The organism is Corynebacterium sanguinis (assembly GCF_007641235.1).
Classification (GTDB): Bacteria; Actinomycetota; Actinomycetes; order Mycobacteriales; family Mycobacteriaceae; genus Corynebacterium; species Corynebacterium sanguinis.
In genome coordinates this window covers 1,936,280-1,952,230 of record NZ_CP038157.1, presented here as the reverse complement: position 1 = coordinate 1,952,230, position 15,951 = coordinate 1,936,280, and the positions used below count along the sequence as shown (strand labels likewise).

At 66.2% G+C, this 15,951-nt stretch carries 16 protein-coding genes; 3 read left to right on the top strand and 13 right to left on the bottom strand.

The genetic code is table 11. The features are described from left to right. Positions 1-2 precede the first annotated feature (2 nt). Positions 3-329, bottom strand: coding sequence for a hypothetical protein (locus tag E3227_RS11740; RefSeq protein ID WP_246062673.1), 327 nt, complete (start codon positions 327-329; stop codon positions 3-5). Between the two features lie 688 nt (positions 330-1,017). On the opposite strand from E3227_RS11740, the gene E3227_RS09450 reads away from it, so the two are divergent. Next, a complete protein-coding gene (locus E3227_RS09450; RefSeq protein WP_136648488.1) occupies positions 1,018-1,395 on the top strand; it encodes an RNA polymerase-binding protein RbpA in 378 nt (125 codons plus the stop codon). Between the two features lie 126 nt (positions 1,396-1,521). Next, positions 1,522-1,872, top strand: a complete 351-nt coding sequence (locus tag E3227_RS09445; protein WP_144318287.1) for a hypothetical protein — start codon at positions 1,522-1,524, stop codon at positions 1,870-1,872. Between the two features lie 116 nt (positions 1,873-1,988). Here the strand turns inward: E3227_RS09445 and E3227_RS09440 are convergent, their stop codons facing one another. Genes E3227_RS09440 through E3227_RS09415 form a run of 6 tightly spaced genes read right to left on the bottom strand, consistent with a single transcriptional unit; the run spans position 1,989 to position 8,051 of the window. After that, a complete protein-coding gene (locus E3227_RS09440; protein WP_144318286.1) occupies positions 1,989-2,969 on the bottom strand; it encodes a polyprenol monophosphomannose synthase in 981 nt (326 codons plus the stop codon). Between the two features lie 21 nt (positions 2,970-2,990). Further along, positions 2,991-4,529, bottom strand: a complete 1,539-nt coding sequence (gene lnt / locus E3227_RS09435) for an apolipoprotein N-acyltransferase (protein WP_144318285.1) — start codon at positions 4,527-4,529, stop codon at positions 2,991-2,993. After that, the gene (locus E3227_RS09430) at positions 4,526-5,035 is read right to left on the bottom strand and encodes an FxsA family protein (protein ID WP_136648480.1); all 510 of its coding nucleotides are present in this window, start codon (positions 5,033-5,035) and stop codon (positions 4,526-4,528) included. The genes lnt and E3227_RS09430 overlap by 4 nt, the downstream gene beginning before the upstream one ends. Before the next feature lie 9 nt (positions 5,036-5,044). After that, a complete protein-coding gene (locus E3227_RS09425; protein ID WP_144318284.1) occupies positions 5,045-6,247 on the bottom strand; it encodes a lipase family protein in 1,203 nt (400 codons plus the stop codon). 12 nt (positions 6,248-6,259) lie between these two features. Further along, positions 6,260-6,988 carry an SDR family NAD(P)-dependent oxidoreductase gene (locus E3227_RS09420; protein WP_144318283.1) on the bottom strand — a complete coding sequence of 243 codons (729 nt, stop codon included), beginning with the start codon at positions 6,986-6,988 and terminating at the stop codon, positions 6,260-6,262. A gap of 4 nt (positions 6,989-6,992) precedes the next feature. Beyond that, complete coding sequence (locus tag E3227_RS09415) at positions 6,993-8,051, bottom strand: M24 family metallopeptidase (RefSeq protein ID WP_144318282.1); 1,059 nt, start codon at positions 8,049-8,051, stop codon at positions 6,993-6,995. A gap of 24 nt (positions 8,052-8,075) precedes the next feature. Between E3227_RS09415 and E3227_RS09410 the strand changes: the two genes are divergently transcribed. Continuing rightward, the gene (locus tag E3227_RS09410) at positions 8,076-8,645 is read left to right on the top strand and encodes a S1 family peptidase (protein ID WP_144318281.1); all 570 of its coding nucleotides are present in this window, start codon (positions 8,076-8,078) and stop codon (positions 8,643-8,645) included. Here the strand turns inward: E3227_RS09410 and E3227_RS09405 are convergent. From E3227_RS09405 to pafA, 6 genes are all read right to left on the bottom strand, one after another. Continuing rightward, positions 8,642-11,410 carry a DEAD/DEAH box helicase gene (locus tag E3227_RS09405; protein WP_144318280.1) on the bottom strand — a complete coding sequence of 923 codons (2,769 nt, stop codon included), beginning with the start codon at positions 11,408-11,410 and terminating at the stop codon, positions 8,642-8,644. The two genes, E3227_RS09410 and E3227_RS09405, sit on opposite strands and share 4 nt — an antisense overlap. Before the next feature lie 5 nt (positions 11,411-11,415). Further along, positions 11,416-12,294, bottom strand: coding sequence for a twin-arginine translocase subunit TatC (tatC, locus tag E3227_RS09400; protein WP_144318644.1), 879 nt, complete (start codon positions 12,292-12,294; stop codon positions 11,416-11,418). Between the two features lie 75 nt (positions 12,295-12,369). Further along, positions 12,370-12,627 (bottom strand): Sec-independent protein translocase subunit TatA, encoded by a 258-nt coding sequence (gene tatA, locus E3227_RS09395; protein WP_144318279.1) that lies wholly within the window; start codon positions 12,625-12,627, stop codon positions 12,370-12,372. Positions 12,628-12,678: 51 nt separating this feature from the next. Then, positions 12,679-13,623 carry a helix-turn-helix transcriptional regulator gene (locus E3227_RS09390; protein ID WP_144318278.1) on the bottom strand — a complete coding sequence of 315 codons (945 nt, stop codon included), beginning with the start codon at positions 13,621-13,623 and terminating at the stop codon, positions 12,679-12,681. Beyond that, positions 13,613-14,557, bottom strand: coding sequence for a helix-turn-helix transcriptional regulator (locus E3227_RS09385; RefSeq protein ID WP_136648467.1), 945 nt, complete (start codon positions 14,555-14,557; stop codon positions 13,613-13,615). Before E3227_RS09385 ends, E3227_RS09390 begins: the two co-directional genes overlap by 11 nt. Next, a complete protein-coding gene (gene pafA / locus E3227_RS09380; RefSeq protein ID WP_144318277.1) occupies positions 14,557-15,948 on the bottom strand; it encodes a Pup--protein ligase in 1,392 nt (463 codons plus the stop codon). Before pafA ends, E3227_RS09385 begins: the two co-directional genes overlap by 1 nt. Between the last annotated feature and the right edge of the window lie 3 nt (positions 15,949-15,951).

Below are 15,951 nucleotides of genomic sequence, written 5' to 3'. Positions count from 1 at the left end.
TCCTACCTTAGCCTTTCCACGCGTTTGGCCATACTTACCAGTTCCTCGCACAGCTCGGCGATCTCGGTATGGTCCGCACCTTCGCGGTGGGCAATGGCGATATCCTCTGCCGCGCAACGCAGCTGGAACAACTGATCCCGCAAGTCATCGGCCCGCTCAGGGGTCAAAATTACCGCCTCCGCCGGAATGGTAGTACCGCTAACCGACGCCCGCTGCTCGTACGCGCGCTGCTTGCACGACGGGCTACAGAACTTCCGCTTACGCCCTCTCCCCTCTTGCGGGGGCAATTCGACACCACACCACTGGCAGGTCTGTGGAGTCGTCGGCATGGTGCAAGCGTAATACACCGCTCGATGTCCAGGGCACGGGGTTGAGTACGGAGTGTGGGACTCTTGGTGTGTTTTGTCGAATTGGTGTTCCGTCAACGGAGTCCGCAATGCGGAGTCGAGCTCTAGGCGCGGTTTCGAGCTAATCGTGGACGTGGCAACCAAGTCCGCAATGCGGAGTCGGCGCACGGACGGATTCTCGATTTGGCCATGATGAGGGGTGGATTTTCATCTGGGACGCGTCACCGTAATCCGCAACGCGGAGTCAACTCCCCTTCCCTAGCGACCAGCTTCTAGGCCAACTCGCCACGCAACCCTAAGCGAACAGTAGACGTGACAACCAAGTCCGCAATGCGGAGTCAGTATCCGGCAAGGCCCTCAATGCTGCCCCCGATAGGGACTAAACACTAACTTGTGACATGTCACCCTAGTCCGCAATGCGGAGTCGACCCCGCCTCCCGGGCGACCAATCTCGAAGCGCAGGCCGCAATGCGGACTCGAACCCACCACGAAACCTCAAGCAAACAGTAGACACATCGCCCAAGTCCGCAATGCAGAGTCGACCCACGGCCCAAGCCACCATAACTGCACGAACACGGCCCGCCCGTTCGCACTGGGTGGCGGGAACATTTCGTAGCGCCCGGTCGTTATAATGGGGCGACTATCAAACGAGGGAAGGGATTCACACAGCATGGCTGATCGCGTATTGCGCGGAAGTCGGATGGGTGCCGTCAGTTACGAGACTGACCGCGACCACGATCTGGCGCCGCGCCGCATGGCTAAGTACCGCACCCCTAACGGCGAGGTCTTCGACGTCCCCTTCGCCGACGAGGCTGAGATCCCCGAGGAGTGGATGTGCAAGAACGGCCAGATTGGCACACTCATGGAGGGCGAGGGCGTCGAGGCCAAGCCCGTTAAACCGCCGCGCACGCACTGGGACATGCTCCGCGAGCGCCGCACCATCGAGGAGCTCGACGTTCTCCTCGAAGAGCGCCTTGATCAGCTTCGCAAGCGCCGCCGCACCGCAGCTCGTCTGGCGAAGGAACAGGAGCAGCAGGCCAAGGCCTAAGAACTAAAAAGCCCGGCTTTACGACGCTCTGTTCGTGCAGATGGGCTTTGTAAAATCAACCAGATATAAGACTCATGTTTACGGCAGAATCGTGAAGCAGGAGCACTAGAGAACAAGGACCCGGAAGTGAGCAACGGCTATTCATTCGGCATTGTTGACGAAGACCAGTATTTCAAGGACTACCTCGCCGTGAGCGGCGAGGGTTGGGCCGCGATTGTTGAGAACGAGGACGGTGGCGCAGCCGTGATCTTCACAGATCGGAAGACCGCCGGGGGCGTAGCAACCGCACCGTGGGAAGACCAAGACTGGGCTAACCTGCTGGCGCACTACTGGGTGGAGAGGGCGAAGGAAGGCTACCGGGCCGAGGATGTGTTCGACACCTTGGCCTACGAGCACGCGAAAGAGGTCCTGCTGTTCGACAACCTAGCGAGGGACCTGTCGACAGCTTTGGGGAATGGTTATTACTCGGAGGAGTAACTGACCGCCACCAGGTCTCCTTCATAATAGGAGCGTTACCGGCGAGGGCCGGGGCAACCCATTATCCAGCGTTAGGAGACGACGTGGCCGAGAATCAGAACCAGAGCTGCGTGCTCCTACCCGCGGTTCTTCTCGTAGTCCGCGATCCTGAGACCCTCGCGGAGCAGGCCCACGAAATTGTCAGCCGCCCGGGCAGCCTTAGCCGGGAGCTCACGAACGCCGGACTTGTCCAGCTGGTAGCGGGCCAGCTTCGCGCTCTCTCCGATGACGTTGACGATGACCTCCGGGGCGTGCTCAATCTCGCGCTTCCACTTCGGCAGGCTCGAGTTGTCCAGTTCGGAGCGGACAAAACGGCTGGCCTCCTTGGCGCCTTCGCGAAGCAGCTCGGACTTCTCGGCCGCCGCCCACTTGGTCACCTCGGCCAGGGACTGCCCGGCGAAGCTCGCGTCGAGCTTGGATTCGCCGAGGGTGCGGTCGGTGAACGTGATGGGCACCTCGCGCACGTCGTAGCCAGCCTGCAACGCGCGGTGCGCGATCTCCGCCTGGAAGATGTAGCCCTTGTCCGAAAGAGAGTCGAGGTCCAGGTCTTCGAGCAGCTCGTGGCGGAATGCGCGGTAGCCGGCGGTCATGTCGGCGATGTCGTCGCCAAGCACGAGCGAAATGTAGCGGTTGCCGGCCTTGGACAGGAGGTAGCGCTCGCGGGGCCAGTCCTTAACCTCGCCGCCCTCGACGTAGCGTGAGCCGATGACCAGGTCGGCGCCGTTGTCGATCTCAGCAAGGAGCATCTCGAGCTCCTCGGGCGCGTGCGAGCCGTCGGCGTCCATCTGGCAGATCACGTCGTAATCGTGCTCGAGCGCCCAGTTGAAGCCCTCGCGGTACGCCGCCAGCAGGCCTTCCTTACCGGCGCGGTGCACGACATGAACCTCGTCGTGTGCCGCAGCGAGCTCGTCGGCCTTGGAGCCGGTGCCGTCCGGGGAGTTGTCGTCGACGATGACGACGTCGACCGGCGAAGTCGTGCTGAGGACCCGATCGACGATCAGGGGGAGGTTCTCCACCTCGTTGTAGGTCGGAATGATCACGACAGTGTTGTTCGCCACGGCTACATCTCCTTGGGGTTTTTAAGTGTTAGGACGCTTCTTTGCATCATACTCGCGTCGTGACGCAGCCCACGCGGCGATCATCGCGGCGACGCCCGCCGCGACCGCGATCCACTCGAAGTACCGGCCGATGCGGACGGCCGGGGTCACCGTGTCTTTGAGCGGAAGGTCCTCGGTGAGGTGCGCGGGCTCAAAAATCTCTGTGTGCTGGGAGACGCGACCGTCCGGATGGACGATGGCCGACACGCCCGAGGTGGCTGCCACGACGACGGCGCGATCCGTCTCGATCGCGCGCATGCGGCTCATCGCGAGCTGCTGGTACGTCATATCGGTAAACCCGAACGTCGCGTTGTTCGTCGGCGTCGCCAGAATGGTCGCGCCGTTTCGCACCGCGGTGCGGTAGGCCTCGTCGACGGCGACCTCGTAGCAGGTCGCGATACCGACCCTTACGTCGCGCATGTCGACCACGCCGTTGCCGCTGCCCGGCTTGAAGTCGCCAGCCATGTCGACGTACTCGGAGAAGTTGCGGAAGAAATCGCGCATCGGCATGTACTCGCCGAAGGGCTGGAGGTACTTCTTGTGGTGGTAGTCCCCCGTCCCGGTTTCCGGGTCGAAGACGACCATGGTGTTACGCTGACCGACCTCGTCGCGTGTCAAGGTGCCCACCAGCACGGGGGCGTCGATGCGCTGCACGGCGACGTTGATAATCGCGGCGGCCTCGGGGTCGGTGAACGGGTTGACGTCGGAGGCGTTCTCCGGCCAGATGACGATGTCCGGGTTGGCACCGGACTCCGCGAGCGCGATCGTCTCGTTGACGTGATTGGCCAAGACTGCGCGGCGCTGCGCGTTGAAGTCAAGCCCCATGCGCGGCACGTTGCCCTGCACGGCGGAGGCGGTCACCTCGCCGACCACTCCCCGCTCGGTGCCGACGCCGATCTGCGCGAGGAGCCCGAGAGCTAGCGGCGCGATGACGGCGACGGCGCCCGCAGCGCGGTGGCGAAACAGCACAGCAACCAGACCGCAGCCCACCAGCGTTGTCGCCAGTGTGACCAGCGCTGGGCCCCCATAGGCGGCCAGGTTGGCGAGAGGGCCGTTGATCTGGCCCCACGCCAAGCGCACCCACGGAAAGCCGCCGAAGGGGAACGACGAGCGGGCCCACTCGACGGCCAGGTAGATCAGCGGGAACACCGCGAAACCCCAGCGCTGACGTGCGGCGAGCACACCGAAGATGCCGGTGGGGATGGCGTAGAGGGCGCACGCGATCGCGAGCGCCACGTACGGCATGGTGCCCACGAACTCGCCGATCCACGGCAGGAGGTAGAGGTAACAGAACAGCGCGTGGGTGAAACCGAGCAGCGCGCCGAAGCCACCGGAGGGGCCGGGGCGCTCGCCGGACGCGGGACCGATCCAGCGGTTCCACGAGCTCGGCCACGGCGCCAGAGCGAAGTAAAAAAGCGCTATCCCGAAAATCGCCGCGAACCACAACCCGTGCGGCTCGTAGGAGTAGTACACGGCCGCTCCGGAGGCGGCGGCGAGGGTGAAGCGGAAGAAGGCTCTCACTGGGTGCGGCCCTCCGGGTTATCCCCGGGGCGGTGGTGCGGGTCGACGCTGTCCATCCGGTAGAGCTTCTCCAGCTCGTCGGCGTCGGTCGGCGCGGTAAAGCTACCGTAAGAATCGTGTACCTGCGACATCGGCGAGACCGTGTAGGCGCGCACACCGAAATCCTCCACGGCGCGCTGCACCTTCGCCGACAGCCCGCGCCGCAGCAGGGCACGGGTCGGGCCGAACACCATGATCAGGCCGATCAACGAGGAGACAAACCCCGGGAGGATGGTGAGTACCCAGCCGGCGACGAGGATCGCGGAATCGCCCGCCAGTGTGCCCAGGCTCGAGCGCCCCTGCGCCGCCTTACGCACGGAGTTGCGCAGCGCGATGTTGGCGGCCAGACCGCCGATGACCATCAGCGCGAAGACGGCGACGAAGGCCCAGCCGATGCCGATCAGCTTAGCGACACCGAGAAACGCGAGGACCTCGACTAGAAAGTAAGCGAACAAGATCAGGCGCATGCGGCCAGACTACCCGCCCAACTGTCCGAGAAGCCATTTCGCGTCACGCGGCGCGTTGGCGAAGTAGGGCATGAAATGGTTCAGCCCCATCCGTCCCGGAATTTTCGGCCACGGGTGGTTATGAAGCTCCACCCCCCACTTCTCAGCGAGGCGCTGGGAACCGCCAAACGGAATAACGTCGTCGTTCTTCGATCCCCACAGCCGAAGCGGAATCCGCACGGGCTCCCGGTTGCCCAGCGCCATGCGGTCGAGGAACTCGCTGGATGCAGGGTTGCGGTCGAGCAGCTCACCGAGCGGGACGCCGGAGGTGGTCCACTTTTCCGTGCGGGTGTACCGGTACTTCATCACCGCGCCCGGCCCGCAGACCTGCGCGCCGAACGCGATCGCGGCCAGCCCCTCGTCGGACAGCTCAGGCGTGAGGTCGGCGAACGCGTCCGGGTCGGAGGCGAGCATCCCGGCGACGGCGTAGAGGATCACCGCCGCGGGCATCGCGCCGTCGACGTGCTTAAGCACCGCGGCGAGATCCGCGGGCGCCGAGCCGACCACCGCGGCCAACGGCTGCAGCTCGGGGGCGTATTCCGGCTGCTCCAGCCAGGCGCCGATCGCTCCCCCGCCTTGGGAAAAACCCCACAGACCGAGGTTGTCGGTGCCAACGCCCAAGCTTGTCGACGCCCTCACGGCGTCAGCCAGCGCCCTCGCGCCCGAGGCGTGGTCGCAGTAAAACTGCACGTTGCCCTCGGGGTGGCGCGGGTAGTCCGTGAGGACAACGTTGCACCCGAGCGCAAGCATGAAGTTGATCACGGGCTGCTCGTGGGCGGCGATGATGTCGAACGGCCGGGTGCGCAGCGCAACACCGACCGTGCACGAGTACGAGGGGTCGCAGCGCGGCGCCACGCCCTGGGTTGAGGGCGCGAAGGCGATGGTGGGCCTTGGCGTGTTTTTCGCCCACGGCACGTGCGAGCGGTACACCGCGCCGGTGGCGGTGAGGACGCGCCGCTCGGAGTCGCAGGTGGCGTAGTCGATGCGCCACGAGGAGGCGTCGTTAAGCCTCGTGCCCAAGCCAACCGGCGAGATCTCGACGGCGTTGATCAGCGTGCCCGGGGTCATGCCGCTGACCCAGGTGGCCTGGCCGAACTCGGGGTCGGTGCCTGCGTTGAGGTTGACGGCGTCGACGACAAACGGCGCGAGCGTGCGGGCGAGCTGGGCAATCATGGTGGTGTTCTCCTATCGAGGCATGCGGCGCCACACGGGTCGCGGCACGATCGCCATTATGGCGGAAAGCAGGGCGAGTCGGCGCGGGATCCATAGCGTCGTGCTCTTGGACTTGGCCGCCGCTGCCACGACCGCGTCGGCGACGTTGGCCGGGCGCACGGACATCGGCGCCGGGGTCATGCCCTGCGTCATAGAGCCGATGACGAACCCGGGGCGCGCGGTGATCAGGTTGAGCTCGGTGCCGTGCAGCCTGTCGGTCAGGCCCTGGCAGAACGCGTCGAGACCCGCCTTGGTGGAGCCGTAGACGTAGTTCGCGCGCCGCGCCCGCCAGCCGGCGATGGAGGAAAACGCGAAGATCTCGCCGCGCGTCATGACGTCGGTAAGCACGGTCAGCGCGTTGACCTGCGCGAGGTAGTCGATCGTGCCGATGCGCGCCGCCTCGCGCTCGTCACGCTCCGCGAGCTGCTGGTCGCCGAGAATGCCGAAGGCGACGATCGCGGTGGTGACATCGCCGGCGGCCTCGATCAGCGGGCGGTGCGAGTCCAGGTCGGTCGCCTCGAACTCGCGAAAGCGCACCTCGCGGGCCCCAGCATCGAGCAATCGCTTCTCGACGCCCACAGCACGTGCCCGGTCGCGTCCCGCGAGCACCACTACCCTGCCCTGGCACATCCGCACGGCGATCTCGCCGCCGATGTCGCTGTTCGCTCCAAGCAGGAGTATCGTCCCTTGATTCTGTGCCATGGCTCTACCCCAACGTCCTTGGCTGGCGGTTGAGCTGCTCGCAGCCGTCAGCGGTGACCACGACGATGTCCTCGATGCGCATCCCCCACTGCCCCGCCACGTAGATGCCGGGCTCGACGGAAAACGCCATGTTCTCCCGGATCACCTGGTCGTTGCCACCAACGATGTAGGGCGGCTCGTGGGTGTCAAGCCCGATGCCGTGGCCCGTGCGGTGGAAGAAGTGCTCGCCGTACCCCGCAACCGTGATTACGCGCCGCGCGGCCGCGTCGATCTCGTGTGCGGCCACGCCGGGGCGCACCGCCGCAATGGCGGCGTCGAAGGCCTCCTGGAGAACGGCGTAGACGGCGTCGAACGCGTCATCGCGCTCCCCCGGCACCTGGTAGGTGCGGGTGCAGTCGGAGCGGTACCTGGAGGCGAACGCGCCGCCGATGTCGACGACGACCGGGTCGCCCGGCTCCAGCACGCGCGAGGAGAAGTCGTGGTGGGGGTTCGCCCCGTTGGGCCCGGAGCCGACGATGACGAAATCGACGCTGGCGTGCTCCGCGGCAATGAGCCGCTCAAGCTCCGCCGCGACCTCCTGCTCCGTGCGCCCCGGGGCGAGGAGCTCGGGCACGCGGGCGTGGACGCGGTCGATGGCTTTGGCGGCGGCGCGCAGCTGCGCGACTTCGCCGGGTTCCTTGACCAAAAATAGCTCGGCGAGCACGTCCTGGGCCAACACGGTGCGCGGCGCGAGGGCCTGCAGCTTGAGCACGTGGTCCGCCGTCAGCGCGGTGCCAAGCCCGATAACGCCCTCGCCGGTTATCTGTGCACACAGCTCATAGGGGTCCTCGCCGTCGCGCCAGGAGACGATGGGCAGCGCGGTGAAAACGCTTGCGGCGTCGGTCGCTGGCACAACGAGCCGCGCCTCGCCGGTGGCCGGCACGACCAGCGCCGACAGCCTCTCGTGGGAGTCGATGTGCAGGCCCGTGAGGTAGAACAGCTCGGTGCCCGGCCCGACGATCAGCCCCGCCAGACCCGCTTCGGCGACAAGGCGCTGCGCCTTCTGAAGTCTGAAATCGTTCATTGTTCCACGCTACACTCGGCGCTCGTGCGTACTCACCTCGTAGCCAGGCTTGCCCACCCCGGCGGATACTGCTCCGGGGTGCTGCTCTCGCCGACGACGGTGCTCACCTGCGCCCACTTCTTCCGTGGCGTGGATCGCCTGGTCAACGTCTACGTCGCCGGCACTCGCCGCAGGGTCAAAGACCTCGAGGTGATCGCCGGGACCGACATCGCGCTCGCTACCGTCTCCAAGGTCCGTGTGGACGATGACACCGTCTTCCCCACCCTCGGAACCGCGCCGCCCGCCTTCGCGCACACCGCGACCTTCGGGTTCGGCGGGAAGCTGAGCCACCCTGCGGCCCGCGACGGGCGTTTCTTAAGCACCCTGCCGTTCGCGCTGTCGCGCAACCTGCGCACCGTCGTCCAACCCGCCGGCGTGATTTTCAACTCCACCCCAGCCGTCAAGGGCGACTCGGGCGGGCCGGTTATCGCCGACGGCAAGGTCTTCGCCGTCCAGTCGCTCATCCTCGACCCCTTCGGCGTCAACTTGGGTGTGGCCACGGTGTCGCTTATCGACGACCGCGTGCGCGAGAGCGTCGACAAGCACGCGCGCTAGCTGCCGATGCCGACGACGCCGCGGCGGATTGCGTCGATGGCCTTGTTCGCCGAGTGACGGATCTCCGGGTTGTAACCGGTCTTCACCACCTGCTCGAGCAGGTCAATGACCTGGCGGCACCAGCGCACGAAGTCACCCGGGGTGAGCTCCGCGCCGGACTCCGCCGCCGCGGCGAGGCAGTAACCCAGCGGCGCGCCGGCCGTCCACTGGTGCACCGACAGGCTAAAGCTCGCGTCCGGCATGCGTGAGACCGGCAGCTGGTGGCGCTGCTCGTCGGAGACGAGCTCGTTGTAGATGCGCATGGTTGCGTTCATCGCCACCGCCATCGGCTCCGTGGGCACCTCCGGCGAGCCGAAAATGGACTTGCGGTTTTCGAACAAGCACATCGACGCCACGCCCGCGAGCTCGGCCGGGTCGAGCGAGTCCCACACACCGCGCTTGAGGCACTGCGCGACCAGCAGGTCCGCGACGCTGTGGATGGAGGCGAGGCGCTCGCCCTCCTCGGTCACCTCGGGCTCGCCGTCGACGATCTCGACGTAGTCCATCTCATTGAGCAGCCCGATGATGCGCTCGAAGGTGCGGCCGAGCGAATCGGTGGAAGAATCGACCGCGCGCTGCATCTTCTGAAGGCGGCGCTGCTCGCGGACGAGCTCCTCGCCCACGCGCGCCAGCATCTCGCGGTCGGTCGCGGGCCAGGCGTGCACGGGGTGCTCGCGGATCGCCTCGCGCAGAGCCGTGACGCGTTTCGACGGCCGCACTCGCGCCTGCTCTTTCAGCTTGCGCGGCGACGTGAAGTTGCCGCGCTGAATCAGGCTGACGACCTTGCGCGCGTGGCGGCGCGGCTGGTCCGCGAGGTGGCGCGGGATTTTGACCCGGCCGACCACCACCGGCGTGTTGCGAAACGCCGAGGCGTCGATCCGTCCGGACCAGCCGCGCTCGGTGGTGACCCAGGGGCGCGGGTCGTCGTGCTTGCCGGCGGCCTGAACCACGGCGGCGAGCTCGGGCTTCTTCTTGCCGGGCAGGGCGATCACCTCGCCCACCTGCAGGCGGGCTAAGAGCTTGACGGTCTCGGTGTGTCGGTCGGTGAGCGCCGCGGCGCGGGCTTTCTTCTCCGCCTCGGTCAGCTCGCGGCGCAGCTGCAGGTAGTCGACCAAGTCCGCTGCGGGATTATCCGAGGGCGGGGCGAAGGAGGCGATGTCGCGCTCCAGCTGTTCGCGAAGCGAGCCCACCTTCGCGCGGAGCCGCTCGATCTCGCGCACTTCGCCGACGACGGAGCGATCGGTCTGGAACTGGGCGAAAGATTGCTCGACGAGGCGGATCGAGGCGTCGAAGCCGTTCATCTTCAGCATGTTGATCGCCATGTTGTAGCCCGGGGTAAACGGCGAGATCAGCGGGTAGGTGCGTGTCGACGCCAGCCCCGCGACCTCCTTCGGATCCATCGCCGGCGCCCACTGCACCACCGCGTTACCAATGTGGTCGATGCCGCGGCGCCCGGCTCGCCCCGTGAGCTGCGTGTACTGACCTGGCGTGAGGTCGACATGCGCCTCGCCGTTGAATTTGACCAACTTTTCCAGCACCACGGTGCGCGCCGGCATGTTGATGCCCAGGGCGAGGGTTTCGGTGGCGAAGACAACGCGCACGAGTCCCTGGACGAACAGCTCCTCGACGATGTGCTTGAACGCGGGGAGCAGGCCCGCGTGGTGGGAGGCAAACCCGCGCATCCAGGCGGTGCGCAGCTGGCGGTAGTTGAGCACCTGCAGGTCCTCGTCGGGGATTCCCTCGATGCCCTTGTCGACGATCTCCGCAATGCGCTCCTGCTCCTCCGGCGTGGTCAGCTCCTTGCGCGAGCGCAGGCACTGGAACAGGGCGCCGTCGCAGCCGGCGCGGGAGAAGATGAACACGATCGCCGGGAGCATGTCGCGTCCCTGCAGCGCCGAGACGACCTCGGGGCGGCCGACGGGTTTGGTGCGGTCGACGGCGCGCTCGCGCCCGGAGCGTCGTCCAGCAGCGCGCGAGCGAAATCCCCTGCCCTCCTCGAAGTCGCAGCGGCCCTCCTCGGCGCGGCCGGACTCGATGCGCTCGATGGCGTACTCGAGGTCCCGGTTGACGCGGCCGTCGGTGCCCGGCTCGAACAGCGGGAACACCTTGCGCCCGACCATCATGTACTGGCTCAGCGGCACGGGGCGGTGCTCGGAGACGATCACCGCCGTGTCGCCGCGCACCGTGGCCAGCCATTCGCCGAACTCCTCGGAGTTCGACACCGTGGCCGAGAGGCCGATCACGCTGACGGAGTCGTCGAGGTTCAAGATGACCTCCTCCCACACGGCACCGCGGTCGCGATCGGCGAGGTAGTGGATCTCGTCCATCACCACGTGCGAAAGCAGTGCTAGCTGCGGGGACTCGGCGTAGATCATGTTGCGCAGCACCTCGGTCGTCATCACGACCACCTCGGCGGAGCCGTTGATGCTCACGTCGCCGGTGAGCAGACCGACAGCGTCCTCACCGTGCTCGGCGACGAGGTCGTGGTACTTCTGGTTGCTCAGCGCCTTGATCGGGGTGGTGTAGAAGCACTTCGTGCCGCGCGACAGGGCCAGCGACACGGCGAACTCCCCCACGATGGTCTTGCCGGAGCCCGTCGGCGCGCAGACGAGCACGCCGCGGTCCTGCTCTACGGCCTGGCAGGCCTTCACTTGGAAGTCATCGAGCTCAAAGCCCTGGTGAGCGCGAAACTCGTCGAAATGGGTCTGCGGTGAAGGCGTTGACATGCCCTCTACAGTACGTCTTTGAAGTGGTCCTCTTCAGGTGGGGCGACGGGCGTGGCGCTGACGGGGGCTGGCTCGGCGATGGGGCCGGACGCCTCCTCGTCGTCAAGGTCCATCCACTCCGGCCGCACGGTCTTGCGGCGCTTGTCGTTCATGCGGCAGAACTGGAAGGCCAGCTCGACGAGCACCACCATCGCGGCGGCCAGCGCGATCATCGAGAACGGGTCCTGGCCCGGGGTCATGAACGCGGCGAAGATGAACAGGCCGAGGATGATGATGCGGCGCTTGTCTTTGACGTGGTCGTAACGTAGGAACCCCGCGAGGTTGAGCATCACGATGATCAGCGGCAGCTCAAAGCTCACACCGAAGATGACGATCAGCGAAAGCAGGAAGTTGTAGTACTCCCGGCCCGTCAGCGCTGCGACCTGCACCTCATCGCCGATGGACATGAGCACGTAGAGGCCCTTGTCCAAAACGAAGTATGCCAGCAGCGCGCCGAGCACGAACAACGTCACGGCGAGGGTGACAAAGACGAAGGTATAGCGCTTCTCGCCACGGCGCAGGCCAGGGGTAATAAACGCCCAAATCTGGCTCAGCCAGACCGGCGAGGAAAGCACGATGCCGGCCAGCGCTCCGACCTTCAGGCGCAGCATGAACATTTCAAAGGGTGTCGTCGCCAGCAGGCGGCACTGCCCGTCGCCGGTGAAATCAGCGCGCAGGTCTTCCGGCAGGTTGCAGTACGGGCCGCGGATAATCTCACCGAGCGGTGCCAGGCCGAATGGCGCTTTTTGGTACCAGATGAAGCCGATCACCGTTCCGACGAACAGCGCCGCCAGGGAGATGACCACTCGGCGCCGCAGCTCCTTGAGGTGCTCCATCAACGGCATGCTGCCGTCCGGGTTTTTCGCCTTCTTCCGCTTCGCCGGGCGCTTGCTGCCGGTTACGACACGTGCCACGACTACTTAGTTCTGCGGGCGGGGTTGGTTATCGGCGATCTGGGTCGCGCTCTGTGCTGCGCTCTGGGTCTCAGGAGCGGCCTGCGGGAGCTCGGCCTGGACGGGCGCGGGCTTGTCGTCGTTACGCATTTCGTTGACTTCGCTCTTGAAGATACGAGCGGAACGGCCCATCGAGCGGGCGAGGTCCGGCAGCTTGTTCGCTCCGAAGAGCAGCAGGACGATCGCCAGGATGATGAGGATTTCCGGCCAACCTAAGCTAGGCATGGGGTTCCTTTCAAAAATGTCGCTGTCGCCTCAGTGGGCGCCGTTAAGGGTTTAGCTTAACCCATCCACCCCGGTTTGAGCGCGCCGAACGGTCTCGCGCGCCAGATTCCCAGGTTCGACCAAGCGAACGCGATCGCCCTGGCTCAGACAGAACCGGATAAGCCAGTCGTCGTTGCCGTAGGCCATCGTGGCGCGGACCCAGTCGCCGCTGCCGAGGTCGGAGTCGAGCTCGATTTCGAAGTAGTCGGCCAGCCACGTCGCGTCGCGGCGGATGGCGAGCTCCGCCCGACGGCGGGTGGAGAACCCGAAGGGGTCGTTCGGGTCAAAGCCCGTGGGGTTGCTCGGGGCGTTGGAGGGGGCGTCGAGAAGCTGCGCGTTGCTGATGCGATCGAGTCGGAAGCTTTTCGCCTCGGCGAGGCCTTCCTCGTACGCGCGGAGGTAAGTCTGCCCGTTCTGGTGGAAGATCGAGGCCGGTGAGACGATGCGCGTCGATGTCGTGCCCGAGGACGCCGAGTAGTAGACAATCTCCAGCTGGCGCGAGCGCGCGATCGCGTCGGTGAGGATGTGCACGTCGCTTGTCGACGCCTCCACCTCAGGCTCCGTGTCATCGACACTGTGGCCCTTTATCGCCGCGCGCAGCTTCGCGGCCGCCGAGGTGACGGCAGCCTGATCGACGAGGCCGGGCATGGTTTCGAGCGATTCGAGAGTGAGTAGCAGGGCGTTCGCCTCCGTCGGAGTCAAGCGCAGGGGCTTGTTTAGGCCCTGGTCGTCGATGACGGTGATGCCGGTCCAGTTGGCCACGAGGTCGATCAGCTCCCCGGGCCCGCTGCCCACGCCGGACATCGACAGCCTGGTCAGGTCGCGCATCACCTCCTCGTGGGAGTAACCGAGGTCGCGCGCGATCTCCATCGGCGTCGCCTCGCGGTGGCTGTGCAGGTACGGGATCAGGTTTAGCGAGCGCACCAGGCCCTCGAGCTTGGCTGGGCTATCCTTCATCGCTGGCCTCCACGGTTGCCGACAGCAGCGCGATCACGTCTCGCCGCACGTCGTCGGGTTCGATCTCGAACACATCGGGCGCAACGCTGGCGACGGTGCGCACAAGCCAATCGCGCTCGACGCCGACGAACTCGACGACGTCCCCGACGCGCGTGCCCTTGGTCTCCAGCTCGAAGGACGCCGAGGTGGCGACGCCGATGCGGGCGTCAGTGACGGGCCCGCGCAGGATGTCGTTGACTACGTCAGCAAGCGGGCGCGACGCCGCGTGGAAGCGCTCGGCGGAAGTGACGCGCACGTTGCTGACCCGCATCGCGCGAAACGCCCGCTCCGCCTCCCGCTCAGCGTCCCACCCGACGACGTAGGCGCGGTTGTTCAGCGCCACGATTCCCCACGGGTCCATGACGCGGCGTTGCACGTCCGCGGCGGGCGCAGGGGCGTAGTCGAACACCATCCGCTTCTTGGCGCGCACGCACGCGGTGACGCCTTTGACCGTTTCGGCATCAAGACGCATCACGTCGTTGTCCACGCTGGCCAGTGCCGGGCTGTCGAAGGAGCGCGTCGCGCCCGAGGCGGCCAGCTTGGTCCACCCGGACCGGGCGAACGCGCCGAGGCTGCGCTCGCGCCCGAGATCGCCGGCCAGGCCCAGCACGGTGGCCTCTTCGTCGGTGAACTCAATCGGCGGCAGCGTGTAGGCGTCCTTGTCCACCCACACCAGCCCGTTTTCCATCCGCGCCGGCACGCCCGCGCGCCGAATGGTCTGGATGTCGCGGTTGAGCTGGCGATGGAATGATGCGCGCCCCTTCTCGGAGTCGGCGTAGTCCTTGTAGCCCTCGACGCGGCCGCGCACCCACTCGTAGTCGCGGGGGCGCTGCGTCCCGAGCAGGGCGAAGGTCAGGTTGGTTAACCGGTCGATTGCGGGGTCGTCGTTCGCCATCAGCCCTCCTGGTGGTTCTCGAGCATGTATTCAACCAGCTTTTCGACGTCCGCGCTGGCCTCGCCGTCCGTGGCAAACGGATCGAACAGGGCCACCGTGCGCGGTTCGGGGTGGTTGACCTTGAGGTGCACCCAGTCGACGTTGACCGACGCGCCGGATTCCCGGGCCGCGGCAAGGAATCGCCCACGCAGCGCCGCGCGGGTGGTGCGCGGAGCCGTGGTCGTTGCCTGTTCGATCGCCTCATCGGTGGTCCAGCGCTTGACCAACCCCTTGCGCTGCAGGTGGTAGAAGAGCCCGCGCTCCCGGCGGATGTCGTGGTAGGCGAGGTCGACGTGGGCCAACTTCGGGTGGTCCCAGTCGCAGCCCAGCCGCGTTTTGAACTGCTCGAGCAGTTTGCGCTTGATCACCCAGTCGATTTCTTGGTCCACGCCGCTGAAGTCCTTGGTCTCGATCGCGTCGAGGGTGCGGCCCCACAGGTCCACCACGCGCGCCATCTCGGCGTTAGGGGTGCCCTCGTCCGGGCGCTGGGCTAGCCAGGCGCGGGCGGCCTCAAAGATGCCGCGCTGCACCTCGAGCGCGGTGGCTGCGGAGCCGTCCTTGAGCCGCAGCACCGTCGCCCCAGTCGGGTCGGCCGAGATGTCCCGAATGTGCTCGATGGGGTTGTCTAGCTCGAAGTTGGGCATGGCGAACCCGGCCTCGAGCATCTCGATAACCAGCAGCGTCGAGCCGATCTTCAGCGCGAACGTCGGCTCGGCCATGTTCGAGTCGCCGACGATGACGTGCATGCGCCGGAACCGGTGCGAGTCGCCGTGGGGCTCGTCGCGGGTGTTGATTATCGGGCGGGTGCGCGTGGTGGCGCTGGAGACACCCTCCCAGACCTGGTCCGCGCGCTGCGAGATGACGAAACGGTTCTTCTTAATCAGCCCCGCGCCGCAGATCAGCTGGCGGGTGATCATGTGCGGCATGAGCTGCAACGAGAACGGCTTGAGCGCGAGCTCGCGGCTAATCAGGTAGTTCTCGTGGGCACCGTAGGAGTTGCCGCGCGAGTCCACGTTGTTCTTAAACAGGTAGATCTCGCCGCCGATGCGGTCCGCGGCGAGCGCCTCCTCGGCGGTGCGGGAGAGGCGATCGAAGATCAGCTCGCCCGCCTTGTCACTGTTGAGCAGCTGCGTAATGGAGTCGCACTCGGCGGTGGCGTACTCGGGGTGCGCGCCCACATCGAGGTAGAGCCGTGAGGCGTTGTCGACGAAAATGTTGGAGCTGCGGTGCGCCGACACGACCGGGCGAAACAGGTAGCGCGCGACCTCCTCGGGGCTTAAGACCTGCGAGCCGTCGCGAAACGCAGTGACCCCGAACTCCGTTTCCACGCCCATGACGCGGCGCGTGAACATGGG